The following is a 15371-nucleotide window of genomic DNA, read 5'->3' as shown; positions in this document are numbered from 1 at the left end:
CGCTCCAGCTTGGCCTGCTCGATGTCGCGGGTGCTGCGCACCAGCGTGATCAGGTCGGCGTTCTCGCGGATCATCGACTTCATCTGCGCGATGTTGTGCACCGTGCCCTTGAAGTCCTCCCAGACGGAGACCGTGCAGTTGGCGGCGCTGAGGCCGCCCTTGCGCATGTCCTCGAACACCGGCCGGCCCCATTTGGCGATGATGAGGCCGTCGATGACGGTAGCGTTGGCGTGTATGGAGTTCATGTCTTGCATCCTGTGTCGTTGAGGAGGCTTCAGCGGTCGGCGTAGATGGGGAAACGGGCCATGAAGGACTGCACCTGTTCGCGCACCAGCATTTCGACCTTGGCGTCGCCCTCGGGGTGCTTGCGCAGGGCCTGCATCACGTCGAGGATCATTCGCGCCACTTCGCGGCAGTCTTCCTCCTGCATGCCGCGCGTGGTGATGGCGGCGGTGCCCACGCGGATGCCGGAGGTGATGGTGGGCTTCTCGGTGTCGAAGGGGATGCCGTTCTTGTTGCAGGTGATGCCCGCGCGCTCCAGCGCCACTTCGGTCTGGTTGCCCTTGAGGCCCAGCGGGCGCAGGTCCACCAGCAGCAGGTGGTTGTCGGTGCCGCCGGTCACGAGGTCCAGCCCGCCCTGGCGCAGCGTCTCGCCCATGGCCTTTGCGTTGGCAACGACTTGGCGGGCGTAGTCCTGGAAGGCGGGCTGCAGCGCCTCGCCGAAGGCCACGGCCTTGGCCGCGATCACGTGCATGAGCGGGCCGCCCTGCGCGCCGGGGAAGACGGCGGCGTTGACCTTCTTGGCAATGTCCTCGTCGTTGGTGAGGATCACGCCGCCGCGCGGGCCGCGCAGCGTCTTGTGCGTGGTGCTGGTGGTGACGTGGGCGTGCGGCACGGGGCTGGGGTAGACGCCCGCGGCCACCAGGCCGGCCACGTGGGCCATGTCCACCATGAGCAGCGCGCCCACCTCGTCGGCGATGGCACGGAAGCGCGCCCAGTCGATGACGCGCGGGTAGGCGGAGAAGCCGGCGATGATCAGCTTGGGGCGGTGCTCCTTGGCCAGGCGCTCGACCTCGTCGTAGTCGATGAGGCTGTCCTCCTGGCGCACGCCGTACTGCACGGCGTTGAACCACTTGCCCGACAGCGCGGGCTTGGCGCCGTGCGTGAGGTGGCCGCCGGCGGAGAGGGCCATGCCCAGCACGGTGTCGCCGGGCTTGACCAGGGCCAGCATCACGGCCGTGTTGGCCTGCGCGCCGGAGTGGGGCTGCACGTTGGCGAAGCGCGCGCCGAACAGCGTGCACAGGCGGTCAATGGCCAGCGATTCGACCACGTCGGCGTACTCGCAGCCGCCGTAGTAGCGCTTGCCCGGGTAGCCCTCGGCGTACTTGTTGGTGAATACCGAGCCCTGCGCCTGCAGCACCGCGCGGGACACGATGTTCTCGGAGGCGATGAGCTCGATCTGCGCCTGCTGTCGCATGAGCTCCTGCCCAAGCGCCTTGGCCACCCGCGGGTCGGCCTGGGTCAGCGGGTCGGCGAAGAAGGATGTCGTGTTCATGTGCTTGGAATGGCGGTGGGTCGGCGGGTAAATCGGTAGGCCGGTGCGCTTCAGGCGCGCTTGCCGGGCGCTGCAAGCAGCCGTTGCATGTCGATTGCTTGATGGCTGCATTCTTCGAGCCGGACGCCTGCGCGGCTTGTGCGGCACGGACATGCACTTGCTCAAAACCGACATGCCGGGTTCGCCCTGACATGCAGGCGGATTGGCCATAAAGCGACAGGCCCAAAAGAAAGCGGCGCCGGCGTCAAGGACGCCGGCGCCGCAACCTCGCGCACGCCGAGGATGGAGACTCCGTCAGGCCTGGACGATGGTGGGCACGTGCCGGGTCAGGGCCAGGAAGCCGGCCAGGGACTGCCTGTCCATGGCCACCGTGGCCGTGTTGCGCAAAGGATGCGCCTGCACCTTTTCGGCCTGCCACACGCGCTCGTCGATGACCAGCTCGACGGCACGGTCCTTGTCGTTGACGAGGCAAAAGACGCTGACCGCGCCGGGTGTGATGCCCAGCACGCGCTGCAGCCGGTCGGCCGAGCCCATGCTGAGCTTGGAGGTGCCCAGCGTGGTTGCCAGCGCCGGCAGGTCCAGCCTCACGTCGTGAGGCACGATGACCAGGAAGTGGCGTGCGCCCTTGGCGTCGCGCAGGAACACGTTCTTGGTCTTGATGCCGTCCAGCGCCGGCGTGGCCGCCAGCGCGTCGGCAATGGTGAACACCGGCTCGTGCTCGACGATGTCGTAGCGCAGTTGGTTCCTGTCCAGCAGCAGGAGCAGCTCTTGCGAGGGGCTGGTCATCACGTCGGTCGTCATGCCGCCAGCATAGGAACACGGTTCCTGCCGGCTTGCCGAAAACCGCCATGTTCCATGCCGATAGCGACATGCCTTGCCGCACTGCAACAAGAGGGGCGTGCAAATCACACGGGATGGAAAGCCCACTTTCGGTAACAGGACATTTCTCGTCGTTTATTGGCAAGGGGCATACCTACACGTTGCCAGAGTAACGAGGCCTGTTCAAACAATGAGGCTTCACCCATGCACCATCTGCGTTTCCGGCCGCGTCTTGCGGCACTCCTGTTGCCTGCACTGTCCATGCCGGTGCTCGCGCAATCGTCCGTCAACATTGGCGGCATGGTCGACATCGGCGTCTACCGCGATGCCGCCAAGACCTGGAACGTCGGCACCATTCAGCGCAGCAACCTGGCTTTCACGGGCACGGAAGACCTGGGTGGGGGCCTGTCCGCGTTCTTCACCCTGTCCACCCGCTTCGATCTGGACACGGGTGCGCTGGAGGATGCGCCGGCCAAGAGCAAGCCGTTCTGGCATGGCGAGTCCACGGTCGGCGTGAAAGGCGCTTTCGGCTCCATCAAGGCGGGCCGTGCGCTGGACGCGCTGTACGCCAACGACTGGAACTTCGACCCCTGGTACTACTTCGACCGCATCGCGTCGCCTGCGTGGGACCTGTGGCACTACAACTATCCCTCCGATCCCAAGGCCAACGGCGGCAAGGCGGAGTATGGGCGCATTGACAACGCCCTTTTCTACGACTCGCCGGTGATTGGCGGCTTCTCGCTGCACGTGAGCGGCTCTCCGGAAAAGCGCGATGGCGACACCAGGCGCCCGCTGGGCGGGGCCTTGAAATACGCGGCCGGCCCCGTCACGGCCATGGTGTCGCGGGAGAAGAACAGCGCGGGCGCCTCCGACACGTTCTTTGGCCTCAAGGGCCGCATCGGCTCGCTGGCGCTGATGGGCGCCTACGACGTGAGCAAGACGCCGGACAACACCTCCAAGGCCAAGGCCCTCACCCTGGGCGCGCAGTACACCGTGGGCAGCTGGACGCTCAACGGCGGCTGGGGCCAAGTGGACGTGGACGGCGTGAAAGCCGAAAAGGTGCTGGGCACCGGGGTGATCTACGCCCTGTCCAAGCGCACCAGCGTTTATGCAGATCTCGCCCACAAGAAGTTCGTGAGCGACAGCGCCAACGTGTACGGCGTCGGCGTGGCGCACTCGTTCTGACGCCATTTTCCCGCCGCCGCGTATGTCGCTTCCGGACAAATCCACGTCCGACGCACGCAAGGTCGCAGCGGCTGCTCACCAAACAATGGCTTCACTGAGGCGGCAAGCGCGGTAGCTGACACAGCCCCCTTACGAGGCCAACCCCAGCGTTCCAAGGATCCCAACATGACCACCCAGACCTCCACCGTCACCCTGCATCCCCGCGCCACCGACGTCCAGGCGCAGCTCAGCGCCCTGCTGGAGCGCCGCCGCGCCGGTTACAGCCTGGAAGCTCCGTTCTACCTGAGCGAGGAGATTTTCAAGGCCGACATGGAGTACGTCTTCGGCCGGCACTGGATTTTCGTGGCCGTGGCGCCGCAGGTGGCCGAGGCGGGCGATTTCATCACGGTGGACGTGGGCCAGGACTCCATTCTCATCGTCCGCGACGATGACATGAACCTCAAGGCCTTCCACAACGTGTGCCGCCACCGCGGCTCGCGCCTGTGCGACGAGCACCAGGGCAGCCTGGGCAACATCGTCTGCCCCTACCACCAGTGGACCTACGACCTCGAAGGCAAGCTCATCCACGCCGACCACATGGGCGACACCTTCCTGCGCGAGCAGCACAGCTTGCACAAGGTGCACCTGCGCAACCTGGAAGGCCTGCTCTTCATCTGCCTGGCCGATGAGCCGCCGGCGGACTTCGAGGAAGTTGCCGCCCGCATGCGCCCCTACCTGGCGCCGCACAAGCTCAACGAGTGCAAGGTCGCCGCGCAAGTGGAGCTCATCGAGGAGGGCAACTGGAAGCTCACGATGGAGAACAACCGCGAGTGCTACCACTGCGTGGGCAACCATCCCGAGCTGACCATTTCGCTGTACGAACACGGCTTTGGCGCCCAGCCCGGCCCGCAGAACGCCGAAGGCATCGCGCGCTTCGAGCAGATCGTCAAGGACAGCCACGCCCGCTGGGAAGCCATGGGCCTGCCCAGCGCGCGCATCGAGGAGCTGGACACGCGCGTCACGGGCTTCCGCACCCAGCGTTTGCCGATGGACCGCGCCGGCGAGTCGCAGACCATGAACACCGAGGTGGCCTGCAAGAAGCTGCTGAGCGACCAGTTCACGGAGAAGTCGCTGGGCGGCCTGTCTTTCTGGACGCAGCCCAACTCGTGGCACCACTTCATGAGCGACCACGTGGTGAGCTTCTCCGTGATCCCGCTGAGCGCCGGCCGCACGATGGTGCGCACCACCTGGTGCGTGCACAAGGACGCCGTCGAAGGCGTGGACTACGACGTGGCCAACCTCACCGCCGTGTGGAACGCCACCAACGACCAGGACCGCCGCCTGGTGGAGTTCTCCCACGCCGGCGCGGCCAGCAAGGCTTATGAGCCCGGCCCCTACTCGCCCTTCACCGAAAGCCTGGTGGAAGCCTTCTGCACCTGGTACGTCGACCGCATGCGTGCCGGCGTGAGCGGCGGGCGCTGAAGCTTCAGGCCAGCACCGCGGCCGCCTGTTTTCCGTACTGACCCCGGAGCGCCCAGCCCATGACAGTCTCCTACTCCGACCTGGCCGAAGCGCCGCCGCCCGCCTGGGGCGGCGACGACGAATGGCTCGAATGCGTGAGGGTGCGCGACGAGACCCACGACGTGCGCAGCTTCGTGCTGCGCCCGCTGCAGGCTCGCAGTTTCCGCTACCGCCCGGGACAGTTCATCACGCTGCGCCTGGACATCGCGGGCGAGCACCTCAACCGCTGCTACACCTTGTGCTCCAGCCCAACGCGGCCGGACACGCTGATGATCACGGTCAAGCGGGTACCGGGCGGCAAGGTGTCCAACTGGCTGCACGACCATGTGAAGCCGGGCACGCGGCTGTCGGCCACCGGCCCGGCAGGCAGCTTCTGCTTCCCGGCCGGGCCGGTGAAGGTGCCGGCGCGCGGGCAGCTGTACCTCTCAGGCGGCAGCGGCATCACGCCGCTGATGTCCATGTCCCGCGCCTGGGCCGACCTGGGCCTGGACGCGGACGTGCAGTTCATGCACGCCGCGCGCACGCCGCAGGACATCGTCTTTGCCGACGAGCTGAAGCTGCTGGCCCGCTCGCTGCCGCGCTGGCGGGCCACCATGGTGTGCGAGGGCCGTGGCGACACGCCGGGCTACAGCGGCCTGCTTGGGCGGCTGAGCCTGCCCTTGTTGCGCGCGCAAGTGCCTGACCTGCTGGAACGCGAGGTGTGGTGCTGCGGGCCGGCGCCTTTCATGGCGGCGGTGCGCGGCATGCTGGCGGAAGCCGGCTTCGACATGAGCCGCTACCACGAGGAAAGTTTCAACTTCGAGACGCCGGCGGCCGACGCACCGGCTGCCGCACAGACCCAGCCTATCTCCACCGGGGCCAAGCGCTTCGCCATCACGCTCAAGACGCGCGGCGAGCGCTTCGAGTGCGGCGCTGACGAGACACTGCTCAAGGCCGCGCAGCGCGCCGGCATTCGCTGGCCCTTCTCCTGCTCCAGCGGCGTATGCGGCACTTGCCGCACGCGCAAGCTCGCGGGCGAGGTGGAGATGAAACAAGGCGGCGGCCTGCGTCCGCGCGAGGTGGCTCAAGGCTGGATGCTGCCGTGCTGCAGCAAGCCGCTGAGCGACGTCGAGCTGGACCGCTAGCCCGGCCAGGGCCCACTTCCAATGAATACAAATTCTTCATCCACCACCGCCCAGGAGCCGCGCATGTCCAGACCGAAAATCCAGATACGCGAACTGACCAAGGTCTTCGGCAACAAGCCTGACGCCGCGCTTGAAATGCTGCGCCAAGGCCAAAGCAAGGACGAGATTTTCCAGCGCACGGGCCAAGTGGTCGGCGTCAACAAAATCAGCTTCGACGTCCAAGCCGGCGACATCTACGTGCTCATGGGCCTGTCGGGCTCCGGCAAGTCCACGCTTATCCGCCTGATCAACCGCCTGGTAGAGCCCACGGCGGGCGCCATCAACATCGACGGCGAGGACGTGGCCAGAATGCCCATGGCCGACCTGCTGCGCTGGCGCCGCAAGCGCATCGCCATGGTGTTCCAGAGCTTTGCGCTGATGCCGCACCGCACCGTCTTCGACAACGTGGCCTTCGGCCTGGAGATTGCCGGCGACAACGCACGGCAGTACCGCGACAAGGTGATGCAGGCACTGGAGCAGGTGGGCCTGAAAGCTTATGCGCAGAAGTTTCCCCGGCAACTGTCCGGCGGCATGCAGCAGCGCGTGGGCCTGGCCCGGGCCCTGGCCGTGGACCCGGACATCCTGCTCATGGACGAGGCCTTCTCGGCGCTGGACCCGCTCAAGCGCACCGAGATGCAGGACCTCATGCTGGAGCTGCAGCGCGAACACCGCCGCACCATCTTCTTCGTCTCGCACGACCTGGAAGAGGCGCTCAAGATCGGCTCGCGCATCGCCATCATGGAAGGCGGCAACCTGGTGCAGGAAGGCACGCCGCACGAGATCGTGACCCGCCCGGCCAACGACTACGTGCGCCGCTTCTTCAAGGGCGTGGACACCTCGCGCTACCTCACCGCCGCGGACCTCGTGGACAGCGTGCCGCCCCCGCCGGACTTTGTTGCCGCCAATCGAGCGAACAGGCTTGCGGCAACTACCACTTTGCCCGATGCCTTGCGTACCGTGCTTGGCCTGGATCAACCCGTGAGCGTCTTCGACGACGCCGAGCGCCTCGTGGGCTGCATCACGCCCAAGAGCCTTCTTCTCAAGATCGCGAGTACCCGCCATGCCGGCTGATTTTCTCAACGATATCCTGGGCAACGACAAGAGCGTGCTGCCCTTGGGCGCGATGGTCAACGATGGCGTCAAGACGCTGCTGGCCCATGGTGCCGGTGTTTTCGACGCCGTGGGCGCGGTGGTCGAGAACTTCGCGGGCCACATCGAATCGGCCTTTCTCGCCATTCCGTCCTGGCTGGTGATGCTGGTGGTGGTGGCGGTGGGCGTGTGGCGGCTGAAATGGCGCTTTGGCCTGTTCGCGCTGCTGAGCCTGCTGGTCATCCGCATCACCGGCTTCTGGGACCAGACCATGGTCACGCTGGCCCTGGTGTTCTCGGCCACCATCATCAGCCTCATCGTCGGCGTGCCGCTGGGCATCCTGAGCGCGCGCAGCGACCGCTTCAACGCCCTGCTGCGCCCGGTGCTGGACTTCATGCAGACCATGCCGGCCTTCGTCTACCTGATCCCCGCCGCGATGGTGTTCGGCCTGGGCCGCGTGCCGGGCATCCTGGCCACCGTGGTGTTCGCCATGCCGCCCGTGGTGCGCCTGACGGCGCTGGGCATCCGCCAGGTCAATGGCGAGCAGGTGGAGGCCGGCCAGGCCTTCGGCTGCACCTCGATGCAACTGTTGTGGAAGGTGCAACTGCCCATCGCGCTGCCCACCATCATGGCCGGCGTGAACCAGACCATCATGATGGCGCTGTCCATGGTCATCATCGCCTCCATGGTGGGTGCCGGCGGCCTGGGCAACGACGTGCTCGCCAGCATCCAGCGCCTGGACATCGGCCTGGGCTTCGAGAGCGGCCTGTCGGTGGTGCTGCTGGCCATCATCCTGGACCGCCTCACCGAGAGCTTCGGCAGCCGGCATCAGGAAGCCTGAAGCCAGGCGGGCTTCGGCCCGCCAGTGCACGCCTGAAAGCAAAAGCACCCGCGGGCGCTTTTGCTTTGCGGCTTGCGCGATCGACGCCGAACCGACGCCGTACACCCGCCTTCAATGCGGCCATCAGCGTGCGAGGGAATCGCCTGGATTGCCTGCGTTGCCTGCGTTGCCGGCAACGCCTTTATCAACCGCCCCAGCCCGTGGGGTATGTCGCTCGACCCGTAACGCGGCTCGCACGATCCATTTCCACCATGCAGCCCGACTGCTACGGGATTGCTACCGGGGTCGATGATGGCCCTTGGGCAGGCCGTGCCTGCGCAAGCTGCAGCGTGCTGTGGGTGGGCCGTCATCGGCCCGTGCCTGTGGAGGGAGTTTCGCCGAGCTGGCGATCAAGGCCGCACGCCACGCCGGCAAGCGCCGGCGTGGCGTGGGAAGGAAGGCGGGAGGGACAGAGGATCCAGCAGCGGGCGTGCGTCGCACGCCCGTGCCGATGTCAAGCCGTTCGGCTCACAGGGAGTTGGCCAGCCAGCGGTCCACCAACGGGCCGTGAGAGGCGACGTAGGCCGCGGCTTCCTTGGCCGCGCTGCTGTCGCGGGCCTTGAGCATCACGGCCTCCAGGTCGGCCAGCGGGAGCTTGTAGTTGCGGATGAAGGCGGCCGCCTTGGGGAAATCGGCGCTGAAGCCCTTGCGCGCCAGCCCGTGAATGGACTCCACGCCGCCCAGCGCGCCCTTGGGATCTTCCAGGTAGCGCAGCTTGTATTGCGAGAACATCCAGTGCGGCGACCAGGTCGTCACCACGATCCACTGCTTGCGCTGGATCGCGCGGTCCAGCGAGGTCACCATGGCCGCATCGGAAGCGGTGAGCAGCTTGTAGTCCAGGCCGTAGGTCTTGATCGCGGCATCGGAGAGCTTCATCAGCCCCGCGCCCGCATCGATGCCCTGGATGCGCCCCCCCAGCTTCTCCTTGACCTCGGGCTTGTTCAAGTCCTCGATGGTGCGAAGCTGCGACACGGGAATGTCGTCCGGCACCGCCCAGCCCAGCTTGGCGTCGGTGTAGATGGGGCCGAGGTTCTCGACGTCGTCCTTGACCTTCTCGTAGTAGCTCTTGTGCGTGCCGGGCAGCCAGGCCATGAGCATGAGGTCGATCTGGCCACGCTGCAGCGCGGCGTACTGCAGCGCAACGTCCGTCATCACCAGCTCCACGCGCTGCCCAAGGCGCTGCTCCAGCAGCAGCTTGGCGATTTGCGTGGTCACTTCGGCGTCGGACCATGCCGTCCAGCCGATGCGCAGCGGCTTGCTCTCGGCCATTGCGCCCAGCGACGTGCCGCCCAGGGCGACGGCTGCGGTTGCGCCGGCAATGAAATGGCGGCGGCTCATGGACTTTGTATCGATCGTCACGGTCAGGCTCCCTTTACGGTGGGTGGAGAACACTGGCTGGACGTTATTGCGCCGGCCCCCAGGCGACTTCTACCGCGGCGACGCGGAGATGTCGCAAGCCGACATTCCGCTTTCGTTGAGCTTGCAACGTAGTTTGCACGGGAGATTTCTGCGCAAGAAAATGCCGCGCCCGCTGGGCACGAGCTTCACCGGCGCCTGTGCCATGGGCTGCGATGCGGCGCCTCAAAGGCCCGCAGGGGGCAGGCCGTGCCGGTGCACGCCGGCTGCGAAATGCATGGGCCAAGGCATGCGGCTCAAAGCCGCCGTGCCCGGGCTGCACTGCCACTCTGGCACGCCGTGCGTCGCGGACTTGCCCAAATGCGACATGGATTTTCACCGGAACACCAAGCCGCCTCGCTCTGGCCTCCGCGGTGCCGTCCCGCGCGAAGGGCTGTCCTGTCAGCCAAGCCGGCAGCTTGACCGGCATCAACCACAGAACGTGCGCCGCACACGGCATGCTGGCCCGCAAGGCCCCGCAGCGCCGACAATGTGCGGCTCACGCCGCCCGTAGCGCGAGCGCAGGCGCAGCGCCTGCTACGGGATGGCAACCACATCCTTGCTGTAGTTTTTTTTGAATGATTTCCCTGGGGCTTCTCGATCTCGTCGGCCTTGTTGGCGTGGTCGCCTACGTGGCTGCGCACTTTTGCGTGCAACTGCTGCACCGCCCGCCCGCCAGCCACATGGTGGTGGTGCTCAACGTCGTGGGGCCCACTTGCATCCTCATTTCGCTGGCCGGCTCCTTCAACCTCGCCTCGTTCCTGACGCAATGCTTCTGGCTGGGCCTGACGCTGCTGGGCTGGTGGCGCTACCGGCGCGGCCAGCGCCGGCAGGCTGACGGAGAGTCCTCCGCCAGCCGCTGAAGACCGGCCGCCTGACTGCCCCGGCCGCCCAGGGCAGCCGGGGAGCGCGGCCGAAAGCCGCTGGAAGGCCTCAGTCGCCCAGCAGGTGGCCCAAGCGCTCGCGCTTGGTGGCGAGGTAGGCCGAGTTGTGCGGCTGGGCGTCGGTCTCGTGGGGCTCGCGGTCGAGCACCTGAACACCGTGCTCGCGCAGCGCCAGCAGCTTGAGCGGGTTGTTGCTCATGAGCCGTATGGAGGCCACGCCAAGGGTCTTCAGGATGGCCGCGGCCGCCTCGTAGCGCCGCGCATCCACCGGATGGCCCAGCGCCAGGTTGGCGTCCACGGTGTCCAGGCCCTGGTCCTGCAGCGCGTAGGCGCGCAGCTTTTGCGCCAGGCCTATGCCGCGGCCTTCGTGGCCGCGCATGTAGACCACGGCGCCCTGGCCGGCCGCCTGGATGCGCTGCAGCGCGAGCTGCAGTTGCGGACCGCAGTCGCAGCGCAGCGAGCCCAGCATGTCGCCGGTCAGGCACTCGGAGTGCACGCGCACCAGCACGCCGTGCGCGCCGGCAAGATCGCCCTTGCGTATGACCAGGTGCTCCACGCCGGCGCTATGGTCCTGCCAGGTTTCGAGATCGAATTCGCCGTGCGGCGTGGGCAGGCGGGCACTGGGCCCGCGCTCGACGTGAGGCATGAGCAGGGAAAGCGGATCGGACTTCATGGCATGCCCGCCTCCGTTCAGCGCGCCAGGGCGTCGAGCCGGCGCAGGCTTTGCAGCGTGGCCAGGCAGGCGCTGGCGACTTCCTCGCCCTTCTTCACGAAATGGGCGGTGAAGAAGGCGCGGTGCTCCTCGTGGTCGTGGAAGTCGCGCGGCGTGAGCACGGCGGAGAACACGGGCACGCCGGTGTCGAGCTGCACGCGCATCAGGCCGTCGATGACGGCGCTGGTCACGAACTCGTGCCGGTAGATGCCGCCGTTGACGATCAGCCCGCAGGCGATCACGGCGTCGAAGGTGCCGCTTTCGGCCAGCTTCTTGGCATGCAGCGGGATTTCGAAGGCACCCGGCACGGCGAAGTGCGTGAGCGTGGAGCCGGCGTCCAGGCCCTGGCGGGCCAACTCGGCGTTGATGCCCTCGTGCGCACGCTCGACGATGTCGCGGTGCCAGGAGGCGCTCACGACCGCGATGCGCAGGCCGGTGGCGGAGGAGGAAGAACGGGAGAGAGTCTGATTCATGGTCCGAACGTCAGTGGATTGCCAGAATCAGGGCGCAAGCACGCGAACACACGACGGTAGCCCAAAACATGAGCCAGCCGCCACGGCAACGCGATCTCTTTCATCCGGACTGTGACCGTCGGCCCTGGCCTCTCACCAGGTCTGCTGACCCCGGCACCGAACTAACGGCACCAGGCGCTCGCGGGCTCCCGTGGTCAAGCCACGGATACCGCCGGTGGGGAGTTCCACCCCGCCCTGAGAACGCTGCCAGCCCTCGCGGGCCGGCCAGCCGATTTTAGAAGCAGGGGAATTCCCGGTGGTTGCGCGGGCCATGAAGGGCGGCGCAAAAAAGCGCCGCTCAGGCCGTCCTGGCCGCCTGCAGTCCCAACTCCTGGACCATGCGCTCGCGCATCACGAACTTCTGGGCTTTGCCGGTGATGGTCATGGGCATCTCCGGGACGAAGCGCACGTAGCGCGGCACCTTGTAGTGGGCGATCTGCTCGCGGCAGAAGGCGCGTATCTCGTCCTCGGTGCAGGCCTCGCCCGGCTTGAGCACGATCCAGGCGCACACCTCCTCGCCGTACTTGGCGTCGGGCACCCCGAACACCTGCACCGACTGCACCTTGGGGTGGCGGAAGAGGAACTCCTCGATCTCGCGCGGATAGATGTTCTCGCCGCCGCGTATGAGCATGTCCTTCACGCGGCCGACGATGTTGCAGTAGCCGTCGGCGTCCAGCGTGGCGAGGTCGCCGGTGTGCATCCAGCCGTCGGTCACGGCCAGCCGCGTCTTCTGCTCGTCGCCCCAGTAGCCCTTCATCACCGAGTAGCCGCGCACCCAAAGCTCGCCCTTCTCGCCCACGGGCACGGGCTCGCCCACGCCGTCCACCACCTTGGCTTCCAGGTGCGGCTGTATGCGGCCCACGGTGGTGACGCGGTGCTGCAGGTCGTCCTGCGCCGAGCTTTGGAAGGAAACGGGGCTGGTCTCCGTCATGCCGTAGGCGATGGTGACCTCGCGCATGTGCATCTGCGCGACCACGCGCTTCATGGTCTCGATGGGACAAGGCGAGCCGGCCATGATCCCCGTGCGCAGGCAACTCAGGTCGAAGGTGGCGAAGTCCGCATGGTCCAGCTCGGCGATGAACATGGTGGGCACGCCGTGCAGCGCGGTGCAGCGCTCCTCGGCCACGGCCGAGAGCGTGGCCACGGGGTCGAACACCTCGCCGGGGAAGACCATCTGCGCCCCCGTGGCCACGCAGGCGAGCACCGCCAGCACCATGCCGAAGCAGTGGTAGAGCGGCACGGGGATGCACAGCGAATCCTGCTCGCTGAAGCTCATGGCCTGCGCCACGAAGCGCGCGTTGTTGACCACGTTGTGGTGCGTGAGCGTGGCGCCCTTGGGGTTGCCGGTGGTGCCGCTGGTGAACTGGATGTTGATGGCATCGAAGCAGCCCAGCGCCGCGCTGCGCGCCTCCAACTGGGCCGCACCGACGCCCCGGCCCCGCTCCAGCACCTCGGCGTAGCTCAGCATGCCGGGCGTGCGCTCCTCGCCCATGCGGATGACGAACTCCAGATGCGGCAGCCGCGCCGCCTTCGACTGCCCCGGCGCGCACTGCGCCAGCTCCGGCGCGAGCGTCTGCAGCATGCCCAGGTAGTCCGAGCTGCGCAGTTGCCGCGCGGTCACGATGGCACGGCAGCCGGAGGCGTTGAGCGCGTACTCCAGCTCCGACAGCCGGTAGGCCGGATTGATGTTGACCAGGATGACACCCACGCGCGCCGTGGCGAACTGCGTGGTCAGCCACTCGAAGCGATTCGGAGACCAGATGCCCACGCGGTCGCCGCGCTGCAGGCCCAGCGCCAGCAGCCCGGCGGCCAGGCGGTCCACCTCGGCCTGGAACTGCGCCCACGTCCAGCGTATGCCCTGCTCGCGAAAGACCACGGCCGGCCGGCTGGGCCAGCGGGTTGCCGTGTCCGCCAGCAGGCCGGCGATGGTGGCCGTGGACAGCGGCACGCCGGTTTCCCCCACCACGTGCGAGAGGCCGCCCACGGGCACAACCCCAAGCCGCGATTGATCTTTTTCGTTCATCTTGTCTCCTGTGACGCCTCGCTTGGCAGCCAGCGAAGGTAGCCGCCGCAAGGCTGCCGTTGTTGCCTATCAGGTTGCAAAAGGTGCCAGCGTGTTGCGGCGCCAGCCGGCGCGGCCGCGCGCCGCTCAGGCCAGCCGCTGCGCCTGCAGCCAGCGCAGCGCGCCGTGCACGGCGCCGGGGGGTTGATGAAGTTGCGCGGCCAAGGTCTCCATGGACGGGGCCGGCGCCCCGCCGCGCAGCGCGTCGTGCAGCGCGGGCAAGTCCACGCCGTCGATGAAGCGCACGCCGCGCGGGTGGCCCGGCGCCAGCACCACGCGGCGGCGGACGATGAAGCCGTTTTCGACCACGGGCCGCGCCGCTATGGCGGCGGCCTGCGGTTGGGCCACGGGCACCAGCGCCGCCGCGCCGGCCTGCAGGGCCTGCCAGAACGGCGCATGCGGCCAGCGCGTCTCGCCGGCGTAGTGCGTGCGCGCGGCCTGCAGCCGCTGCGCGAACACCTCCCGCGCCCGCGCCGCGTAGAACTCGCGCGCGGCCTGCGCGTCGGCCGGGCGCTCCAGCAGCGTGCGCAGCGTGGGCGCGGCGGCCAGGGCGCCGGAGACGGCCTCGAACATGCCGTGGCCGGAGAGCGGGTCGCTGCCGTAGGCCGCATCGCCCAGGCGCAGCCCGTCCTCCAGGCAGGTGCCGCCGCGCAGCACGGCCTGGATGCCGCGCACGGCGGTGCCGCCCGCGGGCTGCAGCGAGGGCCCAAGCAGCGCCGTGCACATCGGGAGCTGATGCATGCCGGCCGCATGCGCGGCGTCCACGTCGCCGCCGTGGGCCTTGAGCGTGTCCGGGTGCAGGACGAGCTGCACCTGCGCGGCCCCTGCCGCATCCAGCGTGCCCCAGGCCCAGCCCTGCTCGAAGGACTCGGTGAAGGTCGTGCGCCGCCCGCGCCGCGCGCCGGTGAAGGCGCGGCACAGGGCCACCCGCGGCGCGGCGGCAGCCTGGTCCGCGGCCCACTTGGGCGCGCCGCGGCCGCGGCTTTCCACGACGAAGCCGGCGCGGGTGACGTGGGAGCCGCCCCTGGCGTCTTCCCAGTGGATGCGCCAGCCGCCTTCGCCCCGGTGCTCCACCTCGCGCACCAGCGCCGGCTGCAGGGCGACGCCGGCCCGGCGCGCGTCCTCCCACAGCGCCGCGTCCAGCGCCTGGCGTTCGACGACGAACTCGCCGTTCATCTCCACGGTGGTCCCGGCCCAGGCGGACACGCGCCGCCACGGCGCCTTCAGCAGCGACAAGGCCGTGCGGCAGCCGAGCTGCTCAAACCCCTGGGCAACGCGCCAGGACAGCCCTTCCGTGGCCGGCCTTGGGCGCGGGCGGCCCAGCACCAGCGGCTGATGCCCGGCGCGCTTGAGCACGATGGCCAGCGCCAGCGCGGCGGGGCCGGCGCCCAGGAGGGCGATGGGGGAGACGGTGGTGGTCGTCATTGCGGCTTCTTCCTTTTCCTGTCAGCCCTGAGGCGGCGGTGCAGCGCTGCCCAATTCGTCATGTCCGCGCGGACGAGCTGCTGTCCGGGGATTGCTCTGCGGAACTTGGCCTCCTGCCAGCAAAGGCACCGCGCCCCCTGCTTCGTCATTCCCGCGCAGGCGCACTGCTGTCCGGGGAAAACGTAACGGC

The 15371-nt window shown here is 68.0% G+C and carries 14 protein-coding genes, 1 pseudogene and 1 riboswitch; of the genes and pseudogenes, 6 read left to right on the top strand and 9 right to left on the bottom strand.

What is annotated here, in order from left to right; all coding sequences use genetic code 11:
* From ALA01S_RS27655 to ALA01S_RS27645, 3 genes and pseudogenes are all read right to left on the bottom strand, one after another.
* Positions 1 to 245: pseudogene (locus ALA01S_RS27655) on the bottom strand (membrane dipeptidase); the annotation flags it as partial.
* 29 nt (positions 246 to 274) lie between these two features.
* Entirely contained in the window at positions 275 to 1555 is a 1281-nt protein-coding gene (glyA, locus tag ALA01S_RS27650; protein ID WP_066342493.1) for a serine hydroxymethyltransferase, read from the bottom strand.
* A gap of 294 nt (positions 1556 to 1849) precedes the next feature.
* On the bottom strand, positions 1850 to 2356 hold the full coding sequence (locus ALA01S_RS27645) for a prolyl-tRNA synthetase associated domain-containing protein (RefSeq protein WP_066342492.1): 507 nt from the start codon (positions 2354 to 2356) through the stop codon (positions 1850 to 1852).
* Positions 2357 to 2620: 264 nt separating this feature from the next.
* Here ALA01S_RS27645 and ALA01S_RS27640 point away from each other — a divergent pair, with 264 nt between their 5' ends.
* The 5 genes from ALA01S_RS27640 to ALA01S_RS27620 all read left to right on the top strand — a co-directional run bounded on the left by ALA01S_RS27640 (position 2621) and on the right by ALA01S_RS27620 (position 8152).
* Entirely contained in the window at positions 2621 to 3559 is a 939-nt protein-coding gene (locus ALA01S_RS27640; RefSeq protein WP_238455982.1) for a porin, read from the top strand.
* Positions 3560 to 3724: 165 nt separating this feature from the next.
* Complete coding sequence (locus ALA01S_RS27635; RefSeq protein ID WP_066342490.1) at positions 3725 to 5020, top strand: aromatic ring-hydroxylating oxygenase subunit alpha; 1296 nt, start codon at positions 3725 to 3727, stop codon at positions 5018 to 5020.
* A gap of 59 nt (positions 5021 to 5079) precedes the next feature.
* On the top strand, positions 5080 to 6183 hold the full coding sequence (locus tag ALA01S_RS27630; RefSeq protein ID WP_066342489.1) for an FAD-binding oxidoreductase: 1104 nt from the start codon (positions 5080 to 5082) through the stop codon (positions 6181 to 6183).
* A 63-nt stretch (positions 6184 to 6246) separates the two neighbouring features.
* Positions 6247 to 7293 carry a quaternary amine ABC transporter ATP-binding protein gene (locus ALA01S_RS27625; RefSeq protein ID WP_066342488.1) on the top strand — a complete coding sequence of 349 codons (1047 nt, stop codon included), beginning with the start codon at positions 6247 to 6249 and terminating at the stop codon, positions 7291 to 7293.
* Positions 7283 to 8152 carry an ABC transporter permease gene (locus ALA01S_RS27620; protein ID WP_066342487.1) on the top strand — a complete coding sequence of 290 codons (870 nt, stop codon included), beginning with the start codon at positions 7283 to 7285 and terminating at the stop codon, positions 8150 to 8152. The genes ALA01S_RS27625 and ALA01S_RS27620 overlap by 11 nt, the downstream gene beginning before the upstream one ends.
* Before the next feature lie 507 nt (positions 8153 to 8659).
* Here the strand turns inward: ALA01S_RS27620 and ALA01S_RS27615 are convergent.
* Positions 8660 to 9550 (bottom strand): glycine betaine ABC transporter substrate-binding protein, encoded by an 891-nt coding sequence (locus tag ALA01S_RS27615; RefSeq protein ID WP_238455981.1) that lies wholly within the window; start codon positions 9548 to 9550, stop codon positions 8660 to 8662.
* Between the two features lie 614 nt (positions 9551 to 10164).
* Here ALA01S_RS27615 and ALA01S_RS27610 point away from each other — a divergent pair.
* Positions 10165 to 10449, top strand: coding sequence for a CBU_0592 family membrane protein (locus ALA01S_RS27610; RefSeq protein ID WP_066342485.1), 285 nt, complete (start codon positions 10165 to 10167; stop codon positions 10447 to 10449).
* A gap of 70 nt (positions 10450 to 10519) precedes the next feature.
* Here ALA01S_RS27610 and ribA read toward each other — a convergent pair whose 3' ends face one another.
* The 5 genes from ribA to ALA01S_RS34505 form a co-directional block, all read right to left on the bottom strand.
* Positions 10520 to 11143 (bottom strand): GTP cyclohydrolase II, encoded by a 624-nt coding sequence (ribA, locus tag ALA01S_RS27605; protein WP_066342484.1) that lies wholly within the window; start codon positions 11141 to 11143, stop codon positions 10520 to 10522.
* 17 nt (positions 11144 to 11160) lie between these two features.
* The gene (locus tag ALA01S_RS27600) at positions 11161 to 11655 is read right to left on the bottom strand and encodes a 6,7-dimethyl-8-ribityllumazine synthase (RefSeq protein WP_066342483.1); all 495 of its coding nucleotides are present in this window, start codon (positions 11653 to 11655) and stop codon (positions 11161 to 11163) included.
* A gap of 88 nt (positions 11656 to 11743) precedes the next feature.
* A riboswitch (FMN riboswitch) is annotated at positions 11744 to 11901 on the bottom strand.
* A gap of 91 nt (positions 11902 to 11992) precedes the next feature.
* Positions 11993 to 13717, bottom strand: a complete 1725-nt coding sequence (locus ALA01S_RS27595; RefSeq protein ID WP_066342482.1) for an AMP-binding protein — start codon at positions 13715 to 13717, stop codon at positions 11993 to 11995.
* 126 nt (positions 13718 to 13843) lie between these two features.
* On the bottom strand, positions 13844 to 15181 hold the full coding sequence (gene qhpG, locus ALA01S_RS27590) for a flavin-dependent monooxygenase QhpG (protein WP_066342481.1): 1338 nt from the start codon (positions 15179 to 15181) through the stop codon (positions 13844 to 13846).
* The coding region (locus ALA01S_RS34505) for a hypothetical protein (protein WP_218011540.1) at positions 15178 to 15371 on the bottom strand (194 nt) is incomplete at its 5' end. The genes ALA01S_RS34505 and qhpG, both read right to left, overlap by 4 nt.

Origin of the sequence: Azohydromonas lata NBRC 102462 (assembly GCF_001571085.1) — a bacterium.
GTDB lineage: Bacteria > Pseudomonadota > Gammaproteobacteria > Burkholderiales > Burkholderiaceae_C > Azohydromonas > Azohydromonas lata.
This window is presented reverse-complemented; position numbering and strand designations above follow the sequence as displayed.

Bases quoted from the DNA above. Each gene is read 5' to 3' on its own strand.
- ALA01S_RS27610 (WP_066342485.1), top strand. From the start codon at position 10,165: ATGATTTCCCTGGGGCTTCTCGATCTCGTCGGCCTTGTTGGCGTGGTC.
- ALA01S_RS27600 (WP_066342483.1), bottom strand. From the start codon at position 11,655: ATGAATCAGACTCTCTCCCGTTCTTCCTCCTCCGCCACCGGCCTGCGC.
- ALA01S_RS27630 (WP_066342489.1), top strand. From the start codon at position 5,080: ATGACAGTCTCCTACTCCGACCTGGCCGAAGCGCCGCCGCCCGCCTGG.
- ALA01S_RS27625 (WP_066342488.1), top strand. From the start codon at position 6,247: ATGTCCAGACCGAAAATCCAGATACGCGAACTGACCAAGGTCTTCGGC.
- ALA01S_RS27645 (WP_066342492.1), bottom strand. From the start codon at position 2,356: ATGACGACCGACGTGATGACCAGCCCCTCGCAAGAGCTGCTCCTGCTG.
- ribA (WP_066342484.1), bottom strand. From the start codon at position 11,143: ATGAAGTCCGATCCGCTTTCCCTGCTCATGCCTCACGTCGAGCGCGGG.
- glyA (WP_066342493.1), bottom strand. From the start codon at position 1,555: ATGAACACGACATCCTTCTTCGCCGACCCGCTGACCCAGGCCGACCCG.
- ALA01S_RS27595 (WP_066342482.1), bottom strand. From the start codon at position 13,717: ATGAACGAAAAAGATCAATCGCGGCTTGGGGTTGTGCCCGTGGGCGGC.
- ALA01S_RS27620 (WP_066342487.1), top strand. From the start codon at position 7,283: ATGCCGGCTGATTTTCTCAACGATATCCTGGGCAACGACAAGAGCGTG.
- qhpG (WP_066342481.1), bottom strand. From the start codon at position 15,181: ATGACGACCACCACCGTCTCCCCCATCGCCCTCCTGGGCGCCGGCCCC.
- ALA01S_RS27635 (WP_066342490.1), top strand. From the start codon at position 3,725: ATGACCACCCAGACCTCCACCGTCACCCTGCATCCCCGCGCCACCGAC.